Genomic DNA, 25,415 nt, shown 5'->3' with positions numbered 1-25,415 from the left:
GTATGATCACTATACTTGGAGGGATCAGCAATCAGCAATTAGCAATTAGCAATCAGCAATCAGCAATCAGCAATCAGCAATCAGCTATTAGCAATCAGCAATCAGTCAGTAGCGTGAGCCATTCGTCTAGCGTGGCCAAGGCTGACGGCTGACTGCACCTCAAGTAGCGTGCGCTTCGCGCATATGATCCCCGAAAATAGTCAGCCAATTACTAATTACCAATTACTAATTACCAATTACCAATTAACTGTCTTCAGTAATGCTACAGAGGCTAGAAAGTTAACACTAAAGTACAGTTAACACTAGGCTCTCCTTTCTTTGGCTTCCTATTAGAAGGGTCTAAAGCCTCCTGGCTCTCAACTGGAATATTTTTGGTAGCTAATGAATCCCTTCTTTCGCTGCCGATATTGGCTGAGGCAAGTGATCTTGGTAGTAATTGGAGCGATGGCGATCGCTTTCCTGATTGCAGCTGCGCCAATTGTGGCTCAGGACAATCTAAATCGGGTAACTATTTTCGTGGATGGGCGTCCCCTGTTTGAGGTAGCACCGGCTGGGTCGTTAACTGCTCAACAACGGGCTGATTACGCCAGTGATACCCTCAAGCAAATCATCGAGACAGCACCACCAACCATAGACGTAGAAATCGCTGGGACTGACAACTTACCAGTGATTAAGGTAAATGGTAACCACTTGCTATCGGTAACCTCCAATGACACTTTAACAGGAAGAAGTCCCAAGGAACAAGCCCGATTTTGGCAAACACTGGTACAGAATGCCATGGAACGGGCTTTTCTCGAACGTACCCAGGACTATATCGTGCAAGCGGTATTCCTATCCGTTGGATGTGGGTTATGGGGACTCATCTCTAGTTGGGGAGTAGGCTCGTTGTGGGATCACCAGATTAAATGGCTGTTTCACAAAAAGCTAACTAAGTCAACCCATCGATACCGTCGCCAACCTGCCTTACGTGCTGAAATTGCAGGCGGGACTCTCATACTCCTTTTCCGGGTCACTATCCTAGTATTTACCCTGATTTATACTAGTAACCTATTTCCCCAAACTCGCCAGTTGAGCCGCCAACTTAACGACACATTTGTTCAAAGCTTGACGTGGGAAATCATTTGGGTGGGAGATAAACCCTATTCTGTCTTAGGATTATTAACCTTGATTGGGTTATTTGCTGCTCTGATAGTCCTAGCTAAGGTAGTAAAAAAAGTTTTGCGATCGCGGATTCTTCGCCTCACCAATCTCAGCCGCCCTGCCCAGCAGACTATTGCCGTGATTTTCCATTATGGCATACTCTCGATCGGTTCTATTGTGCTGTTGCACTTGTGGGGAATCGACTTTAGTTCTTTGGCTGTATTTTTTGGAGTCTTGGGTGTGGGGATTGGTTTTGGAATCCAGGGAATTGCTAAGGAATGTGTCAGCGGTTTGGTACTTATTTTTGAGCGTCCGATTCAAGTCGGGGACTTTGTGAATGTTGGGGAACTGATGGGAACAGTAGAAAATATTGGTATTCGGAGTACAGAAATCCTGACAATGGATCAAGTTTCAATCATTATCCCCAATTCTCGCTTTCTGGAAGCTGAAGTGGTCAACTGGACTCACAATAATCCAGTATCCCGGTTAAAATTACCCGTAGGGGTGGCCTACGGTTCAGATCCAATTAAAGTCCGTAGTGCTCTGATTGAGGCAGCTTCTCAACATCGAGAAATCTTAGATCAACCAGCCCCTAATGTATTTTTTACTGGTTTTGGGGAAAATGCCCTCAAGTTTGAGTTGTTGGTTTGGATTGAAGACCCTCCCAAGCAGTTCCAAATCAAAAGTGAGCTTTACTTTCTGATTGAAGAAATACTACGTCATTACCATGTTGATATTCCCTTTCCTAAGCTAGATTTGCACGTCCGTTCTGGTAATTTTCCTGTAGACGTTTCACACCAGTTAATTGAGTCCCTAACTCAGCTATCTCAGGAATTGACTCAGTGGATGGCCAGACAATCCCATGGTACTAGTCACCATGGTACTAGTCACAATAATGTTCAAATCAACAATACTTCAGATAATAATTGATAGTTAAGGGAATAGGGAACTTGATATCAGGCCAAGGACTAATAGTGACAAACAACTTATCGGGTGATTTTAAAGTTCATAACTGATACCAAATCCGGTTTATAAAAGCTTATAAAAGTTAGTCATAAGTTAACCAATGATAATTAGTTAAATTTTTAATCTCTGAGGTCATGGTTTGTTCGCGGAGCGTCTCTGTAGGAGAGCGATGCAGCGCGGTCTTGGGGGTTTCCCCCACTCGCTATTGCATCAAGACAAGGTGTTATGGCAACAGCCAATACTTGGTCATAGTAGTAATTACTTCTCCTGGAATCTCGGTCGGCTCGAAAGGAGTCCACTCAGCTATTTCTGCATAGCCTAGAGAATACAGCATATGCATACTATTGATTACTGATTCACGAGGTCCTTTGAGAGTGTGCTGAGTTGGTTTTTTCTTGAAATTGCGAGTAAATTGTTCTGACATTGTGAAAAAGTTCAACTTGGGTTTACATTGATTATTGTAATGATTATAATTTTAATTGTCAAGGGTTTTTCAAAGTTTTTTTTGGAAAGTTTTAGGGTTAGTTAAAAAAGCGATTATCTGTAAGATAATCGGGTAGTATATCTTTAAAATTGTAAGCTTTATTAGTCAGTCAAATAACCCATAGTCTTTGAATTGGATAAGCATCAAATTTATTATCCCGACTAATTAAAACTAGAGATATATTCATGGCTTGAGCAATCAACATTCTATCAAATGGATCACGATGATGTAGGGGTAGATTAGAAATTTGCCGAGTGTCGATAAATTCAATAGGTAGTAAACTAATATCTGATGATTGAAGTTCAAATTCAATGGTTTGATAACTTCGTTGCAGTGATAACTTACCAAGATTCAACTTAATTGCAATTTCCCAGAGACTAGCAATACTAAGATAAACCCTATCCGCTGCATCAATCATGTCTCTTAGTTTATTAGGCAAATTTTGGTCATTTTCAGATAACCAAATAAATGCATGAGTGTCTAACAGGAAAGAGCTCATTCCATATATTCATTAAAATCGTCTAATGGTTCATCAAAATCATCAGGCAATGGGAGAACAAAGGTTCCTTTTAAGATACCTGAACGACGTTTATTGCCAGCATGCTGCTCTGGGGAAATATCTTGGGAGTAGTTTGCCATCAGATACTTGGCATAATGGAGCAGTTCTTGTTTTAGGGATTCTGGCATTTTCTCCACTGTTTGTAAAATTTCTGTGTCAATAGTCATGGTTTTTACTAGTTTAGTGTGTGTCAAATAGTTTTGATAAAGTTATATAAATTAATATAGCATTTTTAGTTAATTTATAGTAAAATATCAGCAATCACCCGTTGGCCGTTAGCTGTTTGCGTAGCGTGCGCGTAGCGCATTAGCTGATAGCTTACCTTGTCTCTTCCCTTTCCCTAAGGGATTCCGTTCACAACTCAAATAGAAATAGTATATTGACTGAGCTGTCATTCCCATGAACGAAGAACGCCTCCAAGCCTATCAAAAGTTGATTGACCAACTACTCGCGGAGTCTAATGATCAAGAAGTCTCTAAGATTTTGAATAGCTACCGGAATTTGGTGGATGGGGGATTGCAGCAGACAATGCTGGCAGTGGCGGAAGATTTACGAATCCAGGGCGATTTAGATAAGTCTAATTTTTTAATGAATATTGTAGGGCAGTTGATGGGGGTTAATCGAAACACATCTGATGCCCAACTCGATTTTCTCTTACAGGTACTACAGGCAACCGCAGACAGTAATGGTGATCAGCAGGTAGTTTACCCATTACTGGCAGCAAATACAGACAAACTGAATGATAAGTTAGTAGAACTATTGCGGGATTGGGCAACAACTAGGCTGGCGGAATTGGAACCAGATGAAGCAAAATCCATAGCAGCATTTATTGTCGAATACAGCGAAAAAGCTAGCAATATCGAAATTGCAATCACTGGCTATGAAATCGCACTAACTGTTTTCACCCGTGAAGCTTTTCCTGTTGATTGGGCAATGACTCAAAACAATCTCGGTCTTGCTTACTATGAGCGAATCACAGGTCAGAAAGAACAAAACCTAGAAGATGCCATCGCTTGCTACCAATTGGCTTTAGAAGTACGCACCCGTGAAGCGTTTCCTGTTGATTGGGCAATGACTCAAAATAATCTCGGTCTTGCTTACTCTGACAGAATCACAGGTCCCAAAGAACAAAACCTAGAACAGGCCATCGCTTGCTACAAATTGGCTTTAGAAGTACGCATCCGTCAAGCTTTTCCCATTGATTGGGCAACGACTCAATACAATCTCGGTAATGCTTACTTAGAAAGAATCACAGGTCAGAAAGCACAAAACCTCGAAGAAGCGATCTCTTGCTACCAATTTGCTTTAAAAGTACGCACCCGTGAAGCTTTTCCTATTGATTGGGCAAGGACTCAAACCAATCTCGGTAATGCTTACTCTGATAGAATCACAGGTCAGAAAGCACAAAACCTAGAAAATGCCATCCCTTGCTACGAATTGGCTTTATCAGTTTACACCCGTGAAGCTTTTCCTGTTCATTGGGCAGGGACTCAATACAATCTCGGTAATGCTTACTTAAAAAGAATCATAGGTCAGAAGGCACAAAACCTAGACGATGCCATCGCTTGCTACCAATCGACTTTAGCCGTTTACACCCGTGAAGGATTTCCCGAACAATGGGCGTCCACTCAAAACAATCTCGGTAATGCTTACTTAGAAAGAATCACAGGTCAGAAGGCACAAAACCTCGAAGTTGCCATCGCTTGCTACAAATTGGCTTTAGAAGTACGCACCCGTGAAGCTTTTCCTGTTGATTGGGCACAGACTCAAAACAATCTCGGTAATGCTTACCGTGACAGAATCACAGGCCAAAAAGCACAAAACCTAGAAAAAGCGATCTTTTGCTACCAATTGGCTTTAAAAGTACGCATCCGTGAAGCTTTTCCTGTTGATTGGGCAACGACTCAAAACAATCTCGGTAATGTTTACCTTGACAGAATCACAGGTCAGAAGGCACAACAAAACCGAGAACAGGCCATCGCTTGCTACCAATCGGCTTTAGAAGTACGCACCCGTGAAGCTTTTCCCTATGAATGGGCAACGACTCAAATCAATCTCGGTAATGCTTACTCTGAGCCAATCACAGGTCAGAAGGCACAAAACCGAGAACAGGCTATCGCTTGCTACCAATCGGCTTTAGACGTTTTCACCCGTGAAGCTTTTCCCTATGAATGGGCAACGACTCAAATCAATCTCGGTGGTGCTTACTCTGAGCGAATCACAGCTCCCAAAGCACAAAATCTAGAAGATGCCATCGCTTGCTACCAATCGGCTTTAGACGTTTTCACCCGTAAAGATTTTCAAAAAAAATGGGCATTGACTCAAAACAATCTCGGTTTTGCTTACCAAGATGCTCAAAATTTCCCAGAAGCTTACAAGGCTTTTGATGCTGCTATTAAAACCGTAGAATTCCTGCGAGATGAAATTATTTATGGTTCTGGAGTAGAAGACTACAAGACAAAACTAGCTGAAAAATGGAATAGAGTCTATCGAGGCATGGTAGAAACTTGCCTAGACTTAACTAATATCACTGCAGCCATTGAATATGTTGAACGGAGCAAAACCGGCAATTTAGTTGAAAAGATTATCAGCCGTGACCTGAAAACTATCTTTCCTATAGATGTTGCTAATCAACTACAACAATACAGGGATGAAATAGCGAAAGGTCAGGATAAAATTCAACAGGGTAAAGCTGAGAATCCCAAAGTATTAGCACAACATCTTAAACAATTGCGACAGCAGCGCAATGATTTACAAGACCACTATTTACCTATCGGTTCTAGCTTTAAGTTTGAGCAATTTCAGCAGAAGCTGGATCACCACACTGCCATTGTAGAATTTTACATTACAGGGGATAAGCTGCTCACTTTTATCTTTACCAGCGAAACTCAACAACCCATAGTTTGGCAATCTGAACCACAAGACTTTAAAAAATTTCAAAAATCGGTAAATGGGTATCTCAGAGCCTACTACAACAAAAAAGACTATTGGCAACGTCGCCTGACTACCCGTCTACATTTGCTTGCAAAAATTATACACATTGATGACATCATTGAGCAAATCCCCCCAGAGTGCGATCGCTTAATTTTAATTCCCCATCGGTATTTACATTTGTTTCCCCTTCATGGTTTACCGATTACTAGTAATGAGGGAGAAGGTAACTCGGAAATTCTGATGGATCGCTTTCCAGCAGGGGTAAGTTATGCCCCGAGCTGTCAACTACTCCAACTTGCTAAAACCAGAAAACGCCCAGAAGATTTTACCCACCTGTTTGCGGTTCAAAACCCTACTGATGATTTGGTTTACACTAACTTAGAAGTGGAAGTGATTAAATCATTTTTCCAGGCTGCTGAAGTCTTAGCCAGCCAAGAGGCAAAAGAAGCTGCTGTCAAAGTCAATCAGAACTTGACAGCAGCCCACTGTTGCCACTTTTCCTGTCATGGTGATTTCAACCCAAGATCACCCCTAAAATCGGCACTGGTTTTAGCGGAAAGGAAAAGTGAACAGATAGTCCAAGACAAAACTACAGAAGATGGATTTCTGACCTTAGAGGAAATTTTTGGCCTCAAATTAGAGCAATGTCGCCTTGTCACTCTTTCCGCTTGTGAAACCGGATTAATCGACTTTGATAACATTAGCGATGAATACATTGGTTTACCCAGTGGTTTCCTCGTTGCGGGTAGTCCAGCAGTAGTTTGTAGCCTGTGGACAGTAGACGATTTATCTACAGCGTTGTTGATGATTAAATTTTATGATAATCTGCTAAACTACCAGATGTCCTTGACAGTTGCCCTTAATAAAGCGCAATTCTGGCTGCGGGATGTGACTAAGGAAAATTTATTGCTCTGGATTAAGAGCTTATCTATAAAAAGTTATCAAAAGCGGTTGTTGAGGGCTCAGCTTTTGCAGAATGATGATTTTCGGGATCTAAGCCCCAGCGATAAACCTTTTGAAAAACCCTATCATTGGGCAGCATTTTGTGCAATTGGTCAATAGGAGTTAAGACTATGAAATCTGAGATTCAATTAATAAAAGATTTTATCAAGCTAACCAACACGCGACCAGATATTTTTTCTGAACAGGATCGCAATGAAATCGAAGCGATATTTAATTCCATAATCAACACGGGACTACTTTTTTCTGAACAGGATCGCAATGAAATCGAAGCGATATTTAATTCCCTGGCTAATGATGATGTGGAGGGATTAGCAGATGAGATTGATAAGTGGTGTACATCTCATCCAGTGATTGACGATGCTCTAGATGTTTTACTTACTAGCCAATCATGTAATCTACTTGCTAGCCAATCAGGTAGGAGAGCAGCTGGAGGCAAATTCCCCACTGATAAAACTAAAGCCGAAGAGGAAAAAAACCTAAAGGAAACCCTGATTAATGAGCTCCGCAAGAGTTCTCCCCCAGAAACCCAAAAACCCAACACTCCCAAAGGCTGATGACTGACACCGCCTTGCCAATTAAAAACCCCAGCGTCACCCTTTATGCTTTTCATCTCTGCCAAGACTTAAGCCAAGAACTGGGACAGTTGCGACCGGATGCGGATCAGTTGTGGCAACACTGTGCTAACCTCAGCGAACCCTTTGGGATCCCAGAGCTGAAATCTTTACCGGAAAAATTACAATCCCCTCCAACCCAAACACCGATCACAAACCGTTACATAAAACTATTACCTGATAATGGTCGCTTAACCTATACGCCACCACTGCAAATAGAAGGCTCTGCCCTTACAGTCGAGGTCTATCCGGTTAAAATTCATGATACTTATGCCCTTGACCTCACCCTGTACTACCAAAATGTCACCGTTCCAGCTAGTCAATTTAGTCGGTTAAATCCCCAAGGGTGCCTGCTAGCCAGCACTATTCAACCTTCTTTGGGACAAACCTTAGTGCTCTATGGGGAACCAGTGGGCACTCCCGAGGAAGATAGAAAGTTAGCAGATGCCTGTGTGGATGCTTTTTTCCAGGGAACCGACCAAAAACCGCAGTTTATGGCATTTGGGCAGTTATTTGGTAGCCCCATTTTTGCCTATGACAACGGTAAGGAGAAACCAACGGAGCAATGTCACGTTCTGGTCTGGTTAAACCGTCACCCAGAAACCTTAAAGCTGATTGAAAAGACTTCCTTGTCTTTTTTCAATCTGTTGTGCTGTCGCAGTAAAATCCTGTTTGCTTATGATCAAGCCCGTTGGTGTTATCGGCAAACCAGGGAACTCTATGGGCAACTGGAACAAGAGGTTAAAGGCTTCAAGGAATTGCCAAGGGAGCCAGAAACAAGGCTAGAGGAACTGAAGCAGAAACTGACGGAGATGCCATCCCAGACCTTTGAGTATGCTGGTCATCTGCGAGACCTGGAGGATCATAAAACTGCGATCGCTACCAATGCCGCCAACTATGACACATGGCTAAAAAAAATCCGTGAATCTAGTCTCAAAGACGATAATATCGAGTTTTTAGAAGACTTCCTAAACCAAAGAACCGAGCTGTTTAAACGTCAGATTCAAACCAACCTGAATTATCTCAAACCGGGTCAGCAACTATTTGACCAGATGCTTGGTAGTATCCGAGGCATCGTAGAGACTGAACAAGCACAACAAGAGAAACGATTAGAACGTTGGATTGCCTCGGTGGGTATTGGTTTAGGGGTCAGTGGTATTTCTTCCCAAACCGCTGCTAAACCGGTAGAGTCTATTATCACCCAACTATACCCCAAACAATCCTTAGATTGCCCCAAGGCTGGTGTTACACCTTGCTTGACTTACAGTGTCGTGTTTGTGCTATTTCATGTGGGAGTTGGTGCGATCGCTGGGTTAATTGTGTATCGCATTATTCATCGGGTATCAAAATGATAAGGTTGTAGGGTGGGCAAAGACCGTTTAGTTCTTTTGATAATTATAGTTTTTATTGCTCAATAAAAAGAAAGTTTTTAGCTTGTAGGGTGGGCAAAAACAATTTGATTATTTTAGCAATTCTAGATCATAAAACTTTGCCCACCCTACTTTCTATTCCCTATTCCCTATTCCCTGTTGGTGGGCAAAAACCGTTTAGTTTTTTTATCATTCTATAGCCTAAAATTTTGCCCACCCTACTTTATAGTTTAGATAATAGCACTTTTACCACCCTACTTTATTGGGTTGCAAGATGTGAAAAAAAGCAATTTTTTTATGCACACAGTTGAACTTGAAAGGCTAAAAGCGAGAAAAGGAGCAAGGAAGCGTTCTGAAATTCAGAATGACGTCTTATGGGCACTCAATCACGGAAAAATTGAAACCGTCAATCTCGTCGAATGGTTAGCCATTGATATGCCTTTTCTGCTTCGGCATAGTCTTACAGAAATAGGTTGGGAAGAAAAAATTGATAACTTGTATGATCAGAGCTTGAAACTTCAAGACCAAGGCATTACCAAGGGACTCAAAGGCATTGGAAAAATACTCTTTAACGCTCTAGAAGAAGAGGAGAACCGAACGGACATTTTTGAAACGTTGGCTAATCATACTTCTGACATGGTTAGAGCTTGGGCTGCTTTTAGTATAGCCGCTGACCAGACTCTCTCCTTACCCCAGAGGTTAGAAATAATGGGTAGGTTCGCCGCTGATGGTAGTTTCTCTGTCAGAGAATGCGCTTGGGATGCCCTTAGAAGCTATCTTGTAGAGGATTTAGCTTATAGCTTGGAGTTACTAACAGAGTGGGTTAAAGATGAAGACCCCAATATTCGACGCTGTGCGGTAGAAGCTACTCGTCCTCGTGGCGTTTGGTGTAAACATATTCCAACTTTGAAGAAAAACCCCGATCCAGGTTTGACCATATTAGAATTCGTTCGTTCAGACCCCAGTAATTATGTGCAGCGTTCGGTTGGTAACTGGTTGAATGATGCCAGCAAATCTAATCCAGATTGGGTAATAAATACCTGTTTGAGGTGGCGAAAAGAATCTCCAACCAAGGAAACAAGTTGGATTATTAAACACGCTCTTAGGACTCTCAAAAAGCAGAATAGTTTATCCCAGGATCTTCTACTAGCCATTAATTAGTTCCCAACTCTCACCATATCGTCAATGCTTTGACTCATTTTTTTGTTAAGCAATATTTCACCAGCAGCATCCGGGACAGACTGTCCCAACACTGCCTACCGAGAAATTGCTATGGTTCACTTACTCTACAACGTGCTTGGAGTAATTATCATCTATGGCATTCCCTTCCTCTGTCGCTTGCCAATTATCAGTGCAGAAACCCTCCCTGCTGTGGCTAGTGAACGAAAAGCGATCGCATTTGCTTATATCCTTGGGGTGTTTTTTGTGATTCCTGGCATCCTGCTTGGGGTTACAGTCGTCTTGTAATAGTCAAATGTTGGTGAAGAGCTGACAACAAAGCTAAAGGCGATGCAGCCAGGTCTTGGCAGAAATCCCCTCATCAAGGGCGCTGCATGGCTACCAACCTGCTACCCGCACCTCTATTTTTCCCGACTCCCGACTCCCGACTCCCTATTCCCGACTCCCTATTCCCGAAGATATCGTTAACTTTTGTTAAGTTTCGCATAAGTTCCCGAATTCGGTCTGATAAGTCAATAGGGAAACGAGTTAATTCTCCCGACTCGACCTACCTAGTTTTTTTGAAAGGGTGCTTACACCTTCATGACTTATGACGCTTGTGTTGAACTCTGATCAGATTTTCGATTATTTAGTTGAGCATGGTCTCTACAGTCAGTCAGAGCGAGCTCTCACTAAGATTGAGCCCAAGGATAAGGATTCAACCTAGGGCTAAAGCGCTACTTGAAAAGCTACCCTTGCCAGCTATCAGCTCTTGATAAAGCCCTGATCACCAACAAGCTACTCTACATCAGTTCAAGCCAATTTCCTATACTTGATACAGTGACAACCGCTGACTATCTTGATTGATCAGCCATTGTCTGACATGAATTGATACCTGAGGGGCTGATCCCTGAATACTTACTTGTCTGTTGGTTTCTATCCAGGAGTTAAGGTAATGCAGATGAAATGGAAACTAAACTTACTGGCCAAAATGGTAGTTTGGTTAGTCCGTAGGATTTTACTCAACTTCCTGGAAGTTGATGACCTAGCAGACTACCATGAGTTGATTTTCCAAAAGGATGTCGTCCTGTTTAGACGGTGACATTTTATCACGTCAAAAGTCACCCATTAGACCTCCTCAAGAAATACATCTACATTAAACACGCTCTGAGAGCTACTCCCATTTTCCAAATTGTCGGTACAAAAGTTCCTTGATAATCATGGAGTGCGTAGTTATGTCATACACAAGAAATGTTCAGACAGGCATTCGCGACTATATTAATCAGATCAAAGGAATCAGGATAGCTCAAGCCAGTCCTAGTTCTCACGACGATCTCCAGAACTGCCAGTATGCTGCCGGTAACACTAGGAAGCATCAACCTGATCAGGTAGCTACCAAAATTCTGAAAACCAGTGTTCTTCAGGGAGAAGGCATGCACCCAAGGAGATTTTGTCGCCGCTGGTTCGGACTAGAAGCCGTCAATCAATACGGACAGCCGTGCTACACAGAGTCATATATCTTAATCCTGGAATCTGAGCATGGTTATCGGGAGAAGTGCATCAACTTGATTGCTAAAGTATTAAAGATTAAACCCAATACTATTCACCGCTGGGGAAAAGGAGTCGAGTTTGACAAAATCTCTCCAGATAAGCGACAGCAGTACGAAATGTATCTTGGCTATGTTGACACCCTCAGGGTGCTTGCTACAAGCTTGGCTGGACTCGATGAAGGGTTATTGCTGAGACTTTTGGAACGGGAACAATAGAGAGCACTGAGTATCCGAACAGTATTGATTCTGTTCTGACCGGAATAGCTCATTATAATTATTACGTTAGGTCGATTTTTAAAAGACTGTATGCAATACAGAAAAGCCTTGACTTATCTAAGAGCGTGCTTTTACAATTCAAATTAGTTCAGCAAGGATAACTAGTTAGATATCGTCAGCCCATAAAAGATATTTAGTTGAAGGTTTTTAAGCGTTTATGAAGCCTTACCTCGGTTATTTTCCCCACCAGCCTGGCCTATCACCGCCAAAATTTCGGCAGCACTGCAAAATCCAGATACCTAAACCGGACTACTGGATTCCCCTGATGCCGCTCTCGAACGCGGGCAGAGGTTGGTCAGGGCGCTTCTAGGGCTTCTGGGAACAGGCTTTCAGGCAAATGTGGTGCTAGAGCATGTCCTGGCTGGCTGACACAAGAGTCCAGTAGCCTTTTGTTCTAATTGGGGTGAAAAATCTGGAAATGGCGGACAGGAATTCTTGCCAAAACAAACAAGGTTAATTTATGACAATTTGGCAACATAATAAAAAGGACTTAGTTTATAGTGATATTGAACACTACAAAAGCGTAGCGATGAAGCTTAGATTATAGCGGTTTGCTTGTAGGTTAAGTAGAATCCAGAATCCTGACTACTGACTATTGACCTAGTTGTGGTTAGTGTAATTAGCTTAATTCCAAACCGCTATATGTCACCAATAAATAGTCAATCCATAAGTCAATCCATATAGCAATTATAAATAGATTTTAAACTATCACGGAGGCACGATAGCGGCACTAAAATAAATTTTGGGCTTCTGGATTTTCATAAATCGTTTATAAACCCTATAACATTTCCAATGGATGGATTATTAATGGTTTTTGACAACAACCTATGACTAATTACTGAGGAGTGATGACATAATAATATGACTTCATGTCTGTCTTGGTCAAAAACTATTGACAGAATTATTTTGCATGTCTTTATCTGTTATGCTAACTTAACACATAGGTAGGATGTATGAAAATCTTGATACGCATTTTTTCCAGGATTTACAGTTAGTTGATGATATTGAGGTCTAAAATAGAGGCGTTGCATGATTCTGGGATGATTTATTTTTAATAAAAAAGTTAAACTTTAGCACTCTCCTGAAATAAATGAGTATAAATTGCCCGAACTGTCAGTCTAATAGTATTGAAAAAATGGTCACAGAAGGGGTAAACAAAATTATCAATGTAAGAGCTGTGGTCGCAAATTTATTGAGTCTTATTCAAAATTATGTGATTCTAAAAAAGTTAAATAATACTGTTTAACTATGTACCTAACTGGTAATGGTTTTAGGGCTATTGAAAGAATTACTGTCAATCATAATACAGTAATTCGTTGGGGGAAGCAGATTGGTAATCAGTTACCTGATTCTCATAAAAATTACAAAACACCACAAGTGTATCAACTAGATGAACTGCAAACATTTATAGCCAAAAATAAATTTGGGTCTGGACAGCTTTAAACAAGGATTACTTGGATATTTACTAATTAGTAATAGGAGATCGCAGTGCCAAAACTTTTAAAAAATTATGCAAAAAAAATCAAGCATTGGAATTGCTATTTTTGGATTGCAGATGGATATAAAGTTTACCCTCAATTTATTCTAGATGGAGACCAGAACGTTCGTAAAATATCAATGACAAGGATCGAAGGATAGAATAGTCGTTTGCGTCATTATCTAGCGCGATTACATCGTAAAAGCTTTTGTTATTTTAAGTCAAAATAGATGTTAAATTTGTCAATAAAGATTCTGATTTACTATCTCAAACACAAACAAAATTATTTCTCAATTACTTGAAGTTAAACATTTGGGTTTGATTTTGAAGCGATCGCTATCGAAAAAAACTCTAAATCATCCCACAGTAATGCAACGCCGGATTTTTTCCCTCTTCCCTCTTCTCTCTTCCCTCTTCCCTCTTCTCCTTTTTTCCTAGCTCCGTTTCAGATCCGCTGTTTCCATTAACCCAGGAATCTGTACCTCACCAAATTGACAACCGCTATAAACGCTTTTATTGGTCATAAATCAATTAAATCACCTTTATGTCTAGTAAAATTTTAAAAAAAAATACTGTATTAAATGAAACAATTTTGCAGTATGTACAGTCTCTAGATTTAGAAGAAGACCTAAAAAAAATCCAACAAGTTAAGAAAAAGCAACCTAAAATAGATTTATTAATAAATTCCTATATTAGGCACGCTTTTAAAAAGTTAAATTTCCACAATAATGAACTAAATAAGTGCAGCAATACAGATTATTGTCGCCAGAAACTTCAAGAAAAGCAAATTCCTCTTTCAAAGCTTTACTGGATACAGTTACTTACTCAAATTGTCGTCAAGTATGACTATCAAGAGACTGATGTGAAAGTGCTCTTAGAAGAGCTGATGATTCAGCTACCTTTTTATCACATAGAACTATCTCTCATGGAAAGAGTCGGGAACAATCTCATCAAGCTGATGAAGGATGAAAGCACCTCTACTATTATTCAGCTTTTGTTTTCTAGCAACTTAATGTCAAAATGGTATGAATCTAGTGTGACTTACCAAGTCTTCTATAAGTACATTAAAGAAGCTATTAAAATTCTGATAAATTCCAGGATAGAGTCAACAATTAATGTAATCGAAGTCGGCAGTGGCACGGGTGGATTAACAACACATCTCTTGCCTCTGTTTGAACCTAAGCAAACCAAGTATGTTTTTACAGATATTAGTAATTACTTTCTACGTCTAGGAGCAAAAAAATACGCTAATTATCCGTTTATAGACTATAAAATTTTGGATCTAGAAAAAGATTGTATCGATCAGAGATATACCAATAATTCCTTCGATATAATTCTGGCAAACAATGTTATTCATGATACAAAAAACATTCTATTCACCCTTTATAATTTGCGTAAATTGCTAAAACCAAATGGTTTTCTCATTCTTTTAGAACTGACCGATCCTCAAATTTGGTGGCATATGTGCTTTGGTTCATTAGAAGGATGGTGGAGATTTAAAATGGATGATAACGATAAACGATAAGAAATAATGTTATTGACAAAAAAACAGTGGGTTTCTATCCTAGAAGAAGCAGGTTTCTCGCAAACTGTAGCAATTGCTGACGATCTGAAACAGGAATTTGCTAACTGTGTATTTATCGCTACATAAAAATCTTCAAATTTAAACAATTGGAACATCCGGTGCATCTCATATTTGAAAATATTCTGTAGGGTCCGTTAGGGGCGCTCGTTCTAATTTTCCGCCTCTTCGTGCTTGGTTTGGACAGCCAGCCCCGTAACGCACCACCGGGTCAAACAGAAAAAGTGAGATGCACCCTGGAACATCAAATATAATTTGAAATCTGAAGTTTAGGCTAACGACTACTCATTAAGGCAATCTCTATTCAGAATAAATTTTGATTGAAAAGTTCTGACCTATTGATAGTAAACAATATTGGAGTTAATTAAAAATTAATAATGTTAGACACAATCAATCGCTATCAACATGGAATTATCTCTATTCCCGTAATTCTGGCTTGTAAACAAAAAGGTTTCTTTGACCTCTTGCGGCGTCAAGAGAATATAACCTTAGAACAAATAGTTAAGGATCTAGGGGGCAACAGGGGACACCTCCAGGTAGCCTTAAGAATGATGGAATCTTTGAATTGGCTTTCACGCAATGAAGCCGGAGAATATTCTTTAACTGACAAAGCGGAAATTTACCAGCAGATTCCAGAAGACATCCTCGATTTATATCACTTGCCCATCGATTCCTATTTACTCGGAGAACAGCACTCAGGTTTTCTCAAAAGCTGGATAGAGCATTCCCGCCAAAGATGGAATGTTGAGGAGCCGATGATTGCAGACTTTTTAGATGGAATTCTGGTTGGTCTTATTTTGTTGGCACTTCAAAAGCACAACTTGTTTGTGGAAGAAGCACAGAAATCCTTGTTCGAGGGATTGAGTCCTTCGGTGCGCGAGGAATTGTCTGAGCTGTTTGTGAGTAAAGGGTGGGCCCATCAGCAAGAAGGCCGTCTATGTCTTACGGAGATAGGTCGGTTTATAGTAAAGCGGACATTAATTATGGGAACGACAGCCTCCTACATTCCCATGTTATCTCGCATGCCCGACATCTTGTTTGGGGATTGTCAGGATGTGTTTCGCAGAGATGCCCTCGGTGGTGAAAGTCACGTCGATAGAACTCTAAATGTAGTTGCCAGTGGATTCCAACATCACAAGTATTTTACTGATGTAGAGGAAATCATCTTATCTATTTTCAATCAGTTGCCTTATGAAGAGCAGCCGAATTACGTTGTAGATATGGGATGTGGAGATGGAACTCTTTTAAGGCGAGTATACGAAACGATCCGAACTAAATCCGCAAGAGGAAAAGTACTCGACCGGTATCCTGTATCCATGATTGGTGTAGATTATAACGAAGCTGCTTTACAGGTGACGGCCAAAACCTTAGCCGACATACCACATCTGGTTCTCAAAGGAGATATTGGGGATCCGGAACAAATGGTCAAAGATTTGATGCTTCATGGTATTAATGACCCTGAAAACATACTTCACATACGCTCTTTTCTCGATCATGACCGCCCCTTTATTCCTCCCCAAAATTTAGAAAAAACGAAAACTCGCTCTCAACTTTCATATCAAGGGGTTTACGTTGATCCTAGTGGAGAGTCAATCCCTCCCCATGTAATGATACAAAGCCTAGTAGAACACCTGGAAAGATGGTCTTCTGTGGTAACTAAGCATGGTTTGGTTATTTTAGAAGTCCACTGTCTCGAGGCGGACGTGGTAAACAAGTTTTTAGACAAAAGCGAGAATTTGCATTTTGATGCCTATCATGCATTTTCAATGCAGCATCTTGTAGAAGCAGATGTTTTTCTGATGTCTGCGGCGGAAGTTGGCTTATTTCCAAAGTTAAATTTGTCTAAGGGATACCCAAAACTATTTCCCTTCACCCGCATTTCCCTCAATTGTTTTGAAAATAGACCTTACACAATTCGTCATCCCCATTTGTCAGATATCCCCGCATTAGTAGACTTAGAAACAAAGTGTAAACAAGCTAGCAGGGGGACAAGGGAGTTTGTAACGTAGACATGGCTTGATCCCTAGCTCGCTTACCTTTTTTATAATGCTTGCTCCAACGGCGGTTAATTTGCAAAAGTTCCTCTACAATTTTTTCGCAGATTTGTCCTAAGCAGAGCCAATGATGCTGATGTTGACCAACATAAAAAGAACTATGGCGACGACCAAATTTCGATTTTGTTTCTGGTCGTACGACATATTTCTGTATTCCCATTTTCTTTATTTCCTGTCCTTGAAGGGTTGCACTAGTATAGGCAATTGCTAGAATAATAATCAACTTGGTCAGATATTCTGCGCCCAGTTTGGAACCTTCTAGACTGTAACCACCTGATTTAAAATCTCGAAACATTTCTTCAATCGAAAACCGCTTTTGATAGGACACAATAGCGGTATCTAAATCCTCAAAATTTGTTAAAATATACCACGCTTCTTTGGTCTTCAATCCTCGGTAATTTCGTTTCCATTTACACGCTACATTAAACGTTCCAAATCCGTTTTTTTTGGTGACCTGACGATTGTTAATAAATACTTTCATCCCCGGCTTTAAGCCATAGTCCCGCAACTCTTGATAAACCTCGTTTTCTGCCAGAATTTTGGTGTCACATTTTTGCCGTAAACAAAAGTATGCCTTGCGTTCACCCAGCCAGTGACCTAGTTTGGGAGAGCAAAATTCTCGGTCTCCCAGCACCACCACAGTATAGCCTGATAGTAACTCTAGACTTTTGCTCAATACTGCCTTTTGTTCGGACAAGTTACTATTTCCTTTTTTATCTAATGATGTCCAGTAAACCGGCCAGGCTCGATGAGCATAGACCACACTCACCATCAAGATATTAATCAGACTCCAACTCGTTCTATCGATCACTAGATAAATCCTATCGTTAGGGTTAAATATCTCCTCTAAAAGAGCGGTCACGCAGGGGAACCAGATAGTTTCAATAGTGAAGTGTTTAAGTCTCAAAAATCGCCTGATTTTTCGACGACGGCTATCTAACAAAATAGGTAAGGGCAGGGATTCTGCTAAGACTTCTAACTTCACCTGTTTGAGCAATTGTAGACTGATTACAATCAAATTTAGTAATAGATACGCTGTGTGACGTAGCTGATTTTGGAGGATTTTCTGGTATGGTTTAGCTATCATTTTGTTTAGATAGGTCAGGGCTGCTACTTTTGACCTATCTTTTTTTATCTCTTTCTGCTGTATCGCTCACTACATAAGACTCTCATGCCTCCTTGTCCCCCTGTTAGGTAAACAAGAAGCATTACCCATAGAATTTTCAGAAATAAAGCGGCGGATCGAATCTTTTCCGAAAGGGCAAATTGTCCTGGAGATGAACGGTAAAATTTTAGGTGTTATTTACTCCGAGAGAATTTTACCTGCTAAGGTATCGAACAAATCAATTGGGAGGAATAACCTCAGTTCCCTTACTACATCGCAAGGATCGGCGATCGAAATTATTGGCATGAATTTTCTGCCGGAAATACAAGAGAAGGGATGGGATGCTCAATGTCTGGAATTTCTGCTCTATTGGTTCACTATAAGTGGCATTGAGCAGTTGGATGGTATAACTGATCCTCAAAGCTATATCGATCGTGCTCATATTGTCAAGAAAAAAGACATTTTCCAGCCCAATGAACTAGAAACGAAAAGCATTGAGGTAAAAGAAAACCAATTCAAGGAGCAGCTCGTAGAAGAATCCATCCGTTATATATTGGGTGAGCAACGCATGACGGCTTATAGTCCCTCACGACCTCTGATGGAAATGGGACTAGATTCTCTAGAGCTTTTAGAATTAAGAACTCTTCTGAGCGATCGTTTGGGGGTAGAACTCGAACCGACTTTTTTCTTCCAGTATGGAACACCAAAAGCTATCATCGGTTATTTCAATAAAAAAGGCAAGGAATCCGAGGAAAACCTCGTAGAAGAATGCATCCGTTATATATTGGGTGAGCAACGCATGACGGCTTATAGTCCCTCACGACCTCTGATGGAAATGGGACTAGATTCTCTAGAGCTTTTAGAATTAAGAACTCTTCTGAGCGATCGTTTGGGGGTAGAACTCGAACCGACTTTTTTCTTCCAGTATGGAACACCAAAAGCTATCATCGGTTATTTCAATAAAAAAGGCAAGGAATCCGAGGAAAACCTCGTAGAAGAATGCATCCGTTATATATTGGGTGAGCAACGCATGACGGCTTATAGTCCCTCACGACCTCTGATGGAAATGGGACTAGATTCTCTAGAGCTTTTAGAATTAAGAACTCTTCTGAGCGATCGTTTTGGTGTAGAACTCGAACCGACTTTCTTCTTCCAGTATGGAACACCAAAAGCTATCATCGGTTATTTTAACAATCAAAAATTCGAGCAAGAACAGTCTATTATCAGGTCATTGTATGACCTCAATGAAAATGAAAAGGAAATAAAATCAGAGTATGATTATGATTTTTACGAAGCGCAATCGGAGGATTTAATTGCCATTATTGGCATGGCTTGTCGGCTTCCTGGTGGCGTCAATAGTACTGCAGAATACTGGTCACTGCTGCGTAATGGGGTGCGGCTCGTTCTCACTAGGAGCCTCTAGAAGCTAGAGGGGTATGAGTGAGGGGATTCGTGAGGATAACACCTCAAAATCCTAACTATCTTCCGGATGGTGGTGAAAATCCACCCCTTGAAGGGACAAGTGACTCTCTATCTGGCCACACCGAGTAGGCGGCAACCTACAGAGTGACGCTGGCATCAGGGCGGAATTAGGACTGAAACAGATTAGGTTCCCTACCGCTAAGGAGGAGATGACATGGGCAAACAAGTCCTAGAAAAGTGTCTTACGCAGAAGCCACAATCTGAAACAAACCATGTGGACTTCATCCTTTAATTCTCACGACGTTTTCCTGTTGATAGTCGTAACCCCGAGAAGAGGATAGGCAAATTGGACTGCCCTAAATCATCAAAACAATCTGGATGATGGAACGAGTAAAAACGGTGGCAATAAACAAAAGGGTCGGAGGAACGGTCGTAACCTCAGTAAGCTATGCCAAAGCCTAATCCCCACCACCGGGTAAGATGTGTTCAAAACTGGGCACGGGTGTTCAGAATATACAAACCAATGGAGAGTATGGGTAGACACAGACAAAAATCTAGTGACCTTTGGAAAGGACAAAACTGGAAACAACTCCGGAAAAACCTTTTCCGCCTACAAAGGCGCGTATATAAAGCAGTTAAAGCTGGTGACTTGAGGAAAGCTCGGTCTCTACAGAAACTGATTCTGAAATCCCGCTCAGCTCAACTTTTGGCCATACGTCAAGTGACTCAGCTCAATCAGGGCAAGAAAACCGCCGGAATAGACGGCAAAACCGCACTGAGCTGTAATGAAAGGTTTAAAGTACTTGAGATAATGAAGGGAAATGCCCTTGACTGGCACCACTCCGGTCTTCGCGAAATCCCAATTCCCAAGAAAAATGGGAAAATAAGAAAACTCAAGATACCTACCATCACAGACAGAGCATGGCAATGTCTAGCAAAATTCGCCCTCGAACCAGCACACGAAGCCACATTCCACGCCCGTAGTTACGGATTTAGGACAGGTAGAAGTGCTCATGATGTACAAAAGTACGTGTTCCAAAACTTAAACTCGTTCTGCAAAGGCATCAACAAGAGAGTAATAGAACTAGACATTAAAAAGTGTTTCGACCGCATTTCCCATAAGTCCATCATGGACAGGTTAATTGCACCAGCAAGTTTGAAGACTGGGATATTCAGATGCCTTAAGGCCGGAGTTGACCTGGAATTTCCTGAGCAAGGAACCCCACAGGGAGGTGTAGTCAGCCCACTACTAGCCAATATTGCACTTGACGGAATAGAGGATATACACCCTAGCGTTCGTTATGCGGACGACATGGTCATATTCCTAAAACCAAAAGATAACGCCGAAAAAATCTTGAATAAAATCAAGAAATTTTTGGCAGAGCGCGGGATGGAAATCAGTGAAGAAAAGACCAAGATAACCAAAACGACAGATGGATTCGATTTTCTGGGATGGCACATGCGTGTCAAGCAAAACGGAAAGTTTCATTGCACTCCCTCAGTGGAGAATCATAAGAACATCCGTAAGAAAATAAAGACCATAGTCAACAGCTCGAATTATGGTGCGGAAACTAAAGCCAAAAAACTAGCCCCCATTGTACGTGGATGGAGGAATTACCACAAAAACTGTGACATGAGCAGCTCCCGAGATAGATTATGGTTCATGAATAACACGGCAAATCGAAAATTCCGCAAGGAAAAAAAGACGAACCGATATCAGGCCAATAAGCTATGCAAGAAAAGCTTCCCCGCAGTTGAGTATGAACAAAATAAACACGTAATGGTAAAAGGGACTAAATCCCCATATGACGGAGATTTAGTCTATTGGAGTCAGAGAAACTCTAAGCTCTACTTCGATGCTACAGCAGAGGCTTTAAAGAAGCAAAACCATTCCTGTGAATATTGCGGACTGAAATTCGTTAGTGAGGAAAAGGTACACCTTCACCACATTGATGGAAATCATGACAACTGGAAGATAAACAACCTAATGGCTGTTCACCAAAGCTGTCACCAATATATTCACGGGGGCAAGTCGAAAGACAAGGACACCTAGGAGCCGTATGAGGGGAAACCTTCACGTACGGATTTGAAGGAGAGGTGCCCCGGATAATACCGGGCATCGACTCTAATAAACCTCGGATTGACCAACTTGTCGCAGCAAGTCCTTTTGTTCTTTGTTCTCTACTGGGTGCAACTACGGCATTAGGGCAAATAACCCCAGATAATACCCTCGGTAATGAAAGTTCTGTAGTAACACCCAATGTGACTATTAATGGTGCCCTGGCAGATTTGATAGAAGGTGGAGCGATTAGAGACAGTAATCTCTTCCACAGCTTTTCGGATTTCAATGTGGCCGAGTTTGGGCGAGTTTATTTTGCGAATCCAGCAGGAGTTGCCAACATCCTGAGTCGGGTAACTGGAACAAATGTTTCTAATATTTTGGGGACTCTGGGAGTATTGCGAAATGCTAATTTATTTTTGATAAATCCCAATGGTATTGTCTTCGGTTCCAATAGCAGACTAGATCTGGGAGGCTCATTTTTTGGGAGTACTGCTGATAGTGTGTTGTTTGACGATGGCACAGTATTCAGCGCAAAAAATCCCAATGATAAACCGTTATTAACTATTAATATTCCATCTGGGTTGCAATATGGATCCAATCCAGGGAGTATTACTAATCAGTCTAGTCTGTTTCTGGTACCAAATGGTCAAACCTTAGGGCTAATTGGTGGTGAGGTTACTATTCCTGGTGGTGTTATAGCTGCATTGGATGGACGCATTGAGCTGGGGAGTGTGGGTAATGGTGTGGTTAACTTGACCCCAACGGATAGTAGTTTTGGGTTGGATTATTCAGCAGTTCAAGAGTTTCAGGATATTAGTTTGTCCGAGGGTGCTGTTGTCACTACCAGTGGCTTTGGTGGTGGCAGTATCCAGGTGCAGGGGGCTAATGTGAGTTTACGCGATCGCTCTTTGGTTTTTGCGAATACTGAAGGGGGTGGCAGTGGCGGTGGGATAGAGGTTCGAGCTTCTCAGTTGAGTCTTGAGGATGGTTCTATTATAGGTGCTAATGTATCCGGCTCAGGACAGGGGGGAGATTTGACAGTGGATGCCACTGAATCTGTGCGAGTGGTTGGTGCGTCTGATGGTACTCGCAGCCTCTTGGGAGCCCTAGTTCTTCCAGGAGCAACAGGAAAAGCGGGAGATGTGAGTATTACCACTGGGCAGTTAATGGTCTCTGATGGAGCACAAGTTTCAGCTAGCACTTTTGGTGAAGGGGACAGCGGAAATTTGACAGTGGATGCGGACTCTACTGTTCAAGTGATTGGTACTTCAGCTAATGGTCAGTTGCCCAGCGGCTTGTTTGCTCTAAGTTCTGGGATAGGAAAAGCGGGAGATGTCAGTATTACCACTGGGGAGTTAATCGTCTCTGATGGAGCATTTGTTTCAGTTAGCACTTTGGGTGAAAGGGACGGCGGAAATTTGACTGTGGATGCCTCTTCTAAGGTTCAAGTGATTGGTACCTCAGCCGATGGTAGGATTCCCAGCGGCTTGTTTGCTCTAACTTCTGGGATAGGAAAAGGGGGAAATGTCAGTATTACCACTGGGGAGTTAATCGTCTCTGATGGAGCAGTTTTTGATGCTAGCACAAGGGGTGAAGGGGACGGCGGAAATTTGACTGTGGATGCCTCTTCCAAGGTTCAAGTGATGGGTACCTCAGCCGATGGTCGGTCTCGCAGCGGCTTGCTTGCTCTAACTTCTGGGATAGGAAAAGGGGGAGATGTCAGTATTACCACTGGGGAGTTAATCGTCTCTGATGGAGCAGTTGTTAATGCTAGCACTATTGGTCAAGGGGACGCCGGAAATGTGACAGTGGATGCCTCTGAATCTTTTCAACTGATTGGTACCTCAGCAGATGGTGGGTTTACCAGCCGCTTGTTTACTCAAACTGAAGGGATAGGAAAAGCAGGAAATGTGAGTATTGCCACTGGGCAGTTAATGGTATCTGATGGAGCAGCGGTTTCAGCTAGTACTTTTGGTGAAGGGGACGGGGGAGATTTGACTGTGAATGCCGACTCTACGGTTCAAGTGATTGGTACCTCAGCCGATGGTCGGATTGGCAGCAGCTTGCGTACTCAAACTCAAGGGACAGGAAATGCGGGAGAGTTAAATATTACCACTGGGCAATTAATTGTATCTGATGGAGCACAAGTTTCAGCTGCCACTGTTGGTGAAGGGGATGGGGGAAATTTGACTGTGGATGCCTCTGAATCTGTTCAACTGATTGGTACCTCAGCCGATGGCAGGATTTCCAGCGGCTTGTTTACTCTAACTGAAGGGATAGGAAATGCGCAAAATTTGAGTATTAACACTGGGCAATTAATTGTATCTGATGGAGCACAAGTTTCAGCTGGCACTTTTGGTGAAGGGAATGGGGGAGATTTGAATGTGAATACTTCCTCTACGGTTCAAGTGATTGGTACCTCAGCTGATGGTCGGCGTCTCAGTCGCTTGTCTACTCAAACTCAAGGGAAAGGAAAAGCGGGAGATCTCAATATTACCACTGGCAAGTTAATTGTCAAAGATGGAGCACAAGTTTCAGCTGCCACTTTTGGTCAAGGGGACGGGGGAAATGTGACTGTCAATGCCTCCTCTAGTGTTCAAATCATTGGTACTAGTACCTCAGCCGATGGTGAGTTTCCCAGCGGCTTGTTTACTCTAACTGAAGGCACAGGAAATGCCGGAGAGTTGTTGAATATTACCACTGACAAGTTAATAATCTCTGATGGAGCAGAAGTTAGTGCTAGAAGTTTTGAACAGAGAACTTCAGCAGGCAAGGTAGAGATTAATGCTAACTCCATCTTCCTTGACAACAAAGGAATCATCACAGCAGAAACAGCAGGAGAAAAAGGCAATATTATCCTAGAAGCTCGTGACATCCGACTCCTCAACCGAAGCTTGATTCTAACTAATGCCGACAATACTGATGGGGGCAATATCACCATTGATACTGATACCCTAGTCGGTCTCGGAAATAGCGATATCACCGCCAATGCTGAAGAAGGTTCAGGAGGTCGTGTTGAGATTAATGCCCAAGGCATCTTTGGTTTAGAGTTTCGGGATCGTCTAACTCCAGACAATGACATCACTGCCACTTCTGAGCTTGGCTCATCCTTCAACGGTCAAGTCATACTCAACATCCCACAGGTAGACCCCACCTCAGGCTTAACCGAATTACCAGGAAGCCCGGTAGATGCAGAAGCCATCCTCGCCAATGACCTTTGTGGCTTTGAGAATAATCGGATTGCTGGCGGGAGTTCCTTTATCATTACCGGAAAGGGGGGTTTACCACCAACTCCAGAGAATCCAGTGATTAATGCCCACAGAACAGTGGGGTGGCGAAGGAGCCCTAGGTTAGCCAACACCAGACAACCATTACCGCAGCAATCTTTAGTCAGACCCCGTCAAGACAAAAAAGTGATTATCGAAGCCCAAGGCTGGGTAATAGCAAAGGATGGCACGATTATTCTGACGGCGCAACCGTTTAACGGGACTCCTGTGGAGCAGATATTGCCCAATCTTGATTGTCATTCGGGAAGAGGGAATAGGGAACAGGGAACAGGGAATAGGGAGTCGGGAGTCGGGAGTCGGGAGTCGGGAGTCGGGAGCGGTGCGACCCGTGGCGAATTTAATTCGCCTACGGAAAGCGCACCGTAGGGAATAGTAGGAAAGAAAACCTAGGATTTTTTGATGTTTTGATAACTCA

Annotated in this window: 19 protein-coding genes and 1 pseudogene; 16 read left to right on the top strand and 4 right to left on the bottom strand. The window is 42.0% G+C overall.

All coding sequences use genetic code 11. The annotated features are described in order from the left end of the window. The first annotated feature begins 2 nt into the window (after positions 1 to 2). Entirely contained in the window at positions 3 to 152 is a 150-nt protein-coding gene (locus BJP37_RS41870) for a hypothetical protein (protein ID WP_214607739.1), read from the top strand. Positions 153 to 381: 229 nt separating this feature from the next. Continuing rightward, positions 382 to 2,070: a mechanosensitive ion channel family protein gene (locus BJP37_RS42110; protein ID WP_229415168.1), complete on the top strand. Its 1,689-nt coding sequence runs from the start codon at positions 382 to 384 to the stop codon at positions 2,068 to 2,070. 259 nt (positions 2,071 to 2,329) lie between these two features. On the opposite strand, the gene BJP37_RS02630 is transcribed toward BJP37_RS42110, so the two are convergent. The 3 genes from BJP37_RS02630 to vapB form a co-directional block, all read right to left on the bottom strand. Next, a complete protein-coding gene (locus tag BJP37_RS02630) occupies positions 2,330 to 2,530 on the bottom strand; it encodes a hypothetical protein (RefSeq protein WP_075896256.1) in 201 nt (66 codons plus the stop codon). A gap of 169 nt (positions 2,531 to 2,699) precedes the next feature. Further along, entirely contained in the window at positions 2,700 to 3,089 is a 390-nt protein-coding gene (locus tag BJP37_RS02625; protein ID WP_075896254.1) for a type II toxin-antitoxin system VapC family toxin, read from the bottom strand. After that, positions 3,086 to 3,316 (bottom strand): type II toxin-antitoxin system VapB family antitoxin, encoded by a 231-nt coding sequence (gene vapB, locus BJP37_RS02620; protein ID WP_075896252.1) that lies wholly within the window; start codon positions 3,314 to 3,316, stop codon positions 3,086 to 3,088. Before vapB ends, BJP37_RS02625 begins: the two co-directional genes overlap by 4 nt. A 442-nt stretch (positions 3,317 to 3,758) precedes the next feature. On the opposite strand from vapB, the gene BJP37_RS02615 reads away from it, so the two are divergent. The 11 genes and pseudogenes from BJP37_RS02615 (at position 3,759) to BJP37_RS02575 (ending at position 17,079) form a co-directional block, all read left to right on the top strand. Next, the gene (locus tag BJP37_RS02615) at positions 3,759 to 7,145 is read left to right on the top strand and encodes a CHAT domain-containing protein (protein ID WP_081431438.1); all 3,387 of its coding nucleotides are present in this window, start codon (positions 3,759 to 3,761) and stop codon (positions 7,143 to 7,145) included. Between the two features lie 11 nt (positions 7,146 to 7,156). Further along, positions 7,157 to 7,600 carry a hypothetical protein gene (locus BJP37_RS02610; protein WP_075896248.1) on the top strand — a complete coding sequence of 148 codons (444 nt, stop codon included), beginning with the start codon at positions 7,157 to 7,159 and terminating at the stop codon, positions 7,598 to 7,600. Further along, a complete protein-coding gene (locus tag BJP37_RS02605) occupies positions 7,600 to 9,009 on the top strand; it encodes a hypothetical protein (protein WP_075896246.1) in 1,410 nt (469 codons plus the stop codon). The genes BJP37_RS02610 and BJP37_RS02605 overlap by 1 nt, the downstream gene beginning before the upstream one ends. A gap of 315 nt (positions 9,010 to 9,324) precedes the next feature. Then, positions 9,325 to 10,188, top strand: coding sequence for a DNA alkylation repair protein (locus BJP37_RS02600; protein ID WP_075896244.1), 864 nt, complete (start codon positions 9,325 to 9,327; stop codon positions 10,186 to 10,188). A 42-nt stretch (positions 10,189 to 10,230) separates the two neighbouring features. Continuing rightward, positions 10,231 to 10,494: a hypothetical protein gene (locus BJP37_RS02595; RefSeq protein WP_198953937.1), complete on the top strand. Its 264-nt coding sequence runs from the start codon at positions 10,231 to 10,233 to the stop codon at positions 10,492 to 10,494. A 55-nt stretch (positions 10,495 to 10,549) separates the two neighbouring features. Then, positions 10,550 to 10,684 carry a hypothetical protein gene (locus BJP37_RS43205; protein ID WP_269086937.1) on the top strand — a complete coding sequence of 45 codons (135 nt, stop codon included), beginning with the start codon at positions 10,550 to 10,552 and terminating at the stop codon, positions 10,682 to 10,684. 462 nt (positions 10,685 to 11,146) lie between these two features. After that, on the top strand, positions 11,147 to 11,287 hold the full coding sequence (locus tag BJP37_RS40650; RefSeq protein WP_198954357.1) for a hypothetical protein: 141 nt from the start codon (positions 11,147 to 11,149) through the stop codon (positions 11,285 to 11,287). Between the two features lie 133 nt (positions 11,288 to 11,420). Beyond that, on the top strand, positions 11,421 to 11,951 hold the full coding sequence (locus tag BJP37_RS02590; RefSeq protein WP_229415167.1) for a hypothetical protein: 531 nt from the start codon (positions 11,421 to 11,423) through the stop codon (positions 11,949 to 11,951). Between the two features lie 1,156 nt (positions 11,952 to 13,107). Continuing rightward, positions 13,108 to 13,715, top strand: a pseudogene (locus BJP37_RS35435) (IS1 family transposase); the annotation flags it as partial. Between the two features lie 317 nt (positions 13,716 to 14,032). Further along, a complete protein-coding gene (locus tag BJP37_RS02580) occupies positions 14,033 to 15,013 on the top strand; it encodes a class I SAM-dependent methyltransferase (RefSeq protein ID WP_075896243.1) in 981 nt (326 codons plus the stop codon). A gap of 434 nt (positions 15,014 to 15,447) precedes the next feature. Next, positions 15,448 to 17,079 (top strand): AprA-related methyltransferase, encoded by a 1,632-nt coding sequence (locus BJP37_RS02575; protein ID WP_075896241.1) that lies wholly within the window; start codon positions 15,448 to 15,450, stop codon positions 17,077 to 17,079. Here the strand turns inward: BJP37_RS02575 and BJP37_RS02570 are convergent. Then, a complete protein-coding gene (locus tag BJP37_RS02570; protein WP_075896239.1) occupies positions 17,048 to 18,211 on the bottom strand; it encodes an IS4 family transposase in 1,164 nt (387 codons plus the stop codon). The two genes, BJP37_RS02575 and BJP37_RS02570, sit on opposite strands and share 32 nt — an antisense overlap. Before the next feature lie 190 nt (positions 18,212 to 18,401). On the opposite strand from BJP37_RS02570, the gene BJP37_RS02565 reads away from it, so the two are divergent. From BJP37_RS02565 to BJP37_RS02555, 3 genes are all read left to right on the top strand, one after another. Continuing rightward, entirely contained in the window at positions 18,402 to 19,652 is a 1,251-nt protein-coding gene (locus tag BJP37_RS02565) for an acyl carrier protein (protein WP_075896237.1), read from the top strand. A 531-nt stretch (positions 19,653 to 20,183) separates the two neighbouring features. After that, positions 20,184 to 21,704 carry a group II intron reverse transcriptase/maturase gene (locus BJP37_RS02560; RefSeq protein ID WP_075905691.1) on the top strand — a complete coding sequence of 507 codons (1,521 nt, stop codon included), beginning with the start codon at positions 20,184 to 20,186 and terminating at the stop codon, positions 21,702 to 21,704. 44 nt (positions 21,705 to 21,748) lie between these two features. Continuing rightward, positions 21,749 to 25,366 (top strand): two-partner secretion domain-containing protein, encoded by a 3,618-nt coding sequence (locus BJP37_RS02555; protein ID WP_075896235.1) that lies wholly within the window; start codon positions 21,749 to 21,751, stop codon positions 25,364 to 25,366. The last annotated feature ends 49 nt before the right edge of the window (positions 25,367 to 25,415 follow it).

The organism is Moorena bouillonii PNG, assembly GCF_001942495.1.
Lineage (GTDB): Bacteria > Cyanobacteriota > Cyanobacteriia > Cyanobacteriales > Coleofasciculaceae > Moorena > Moorena bouillonii.
This window is presented reverse-complemented; position numbering and strand designations above follow the sequence as displayed.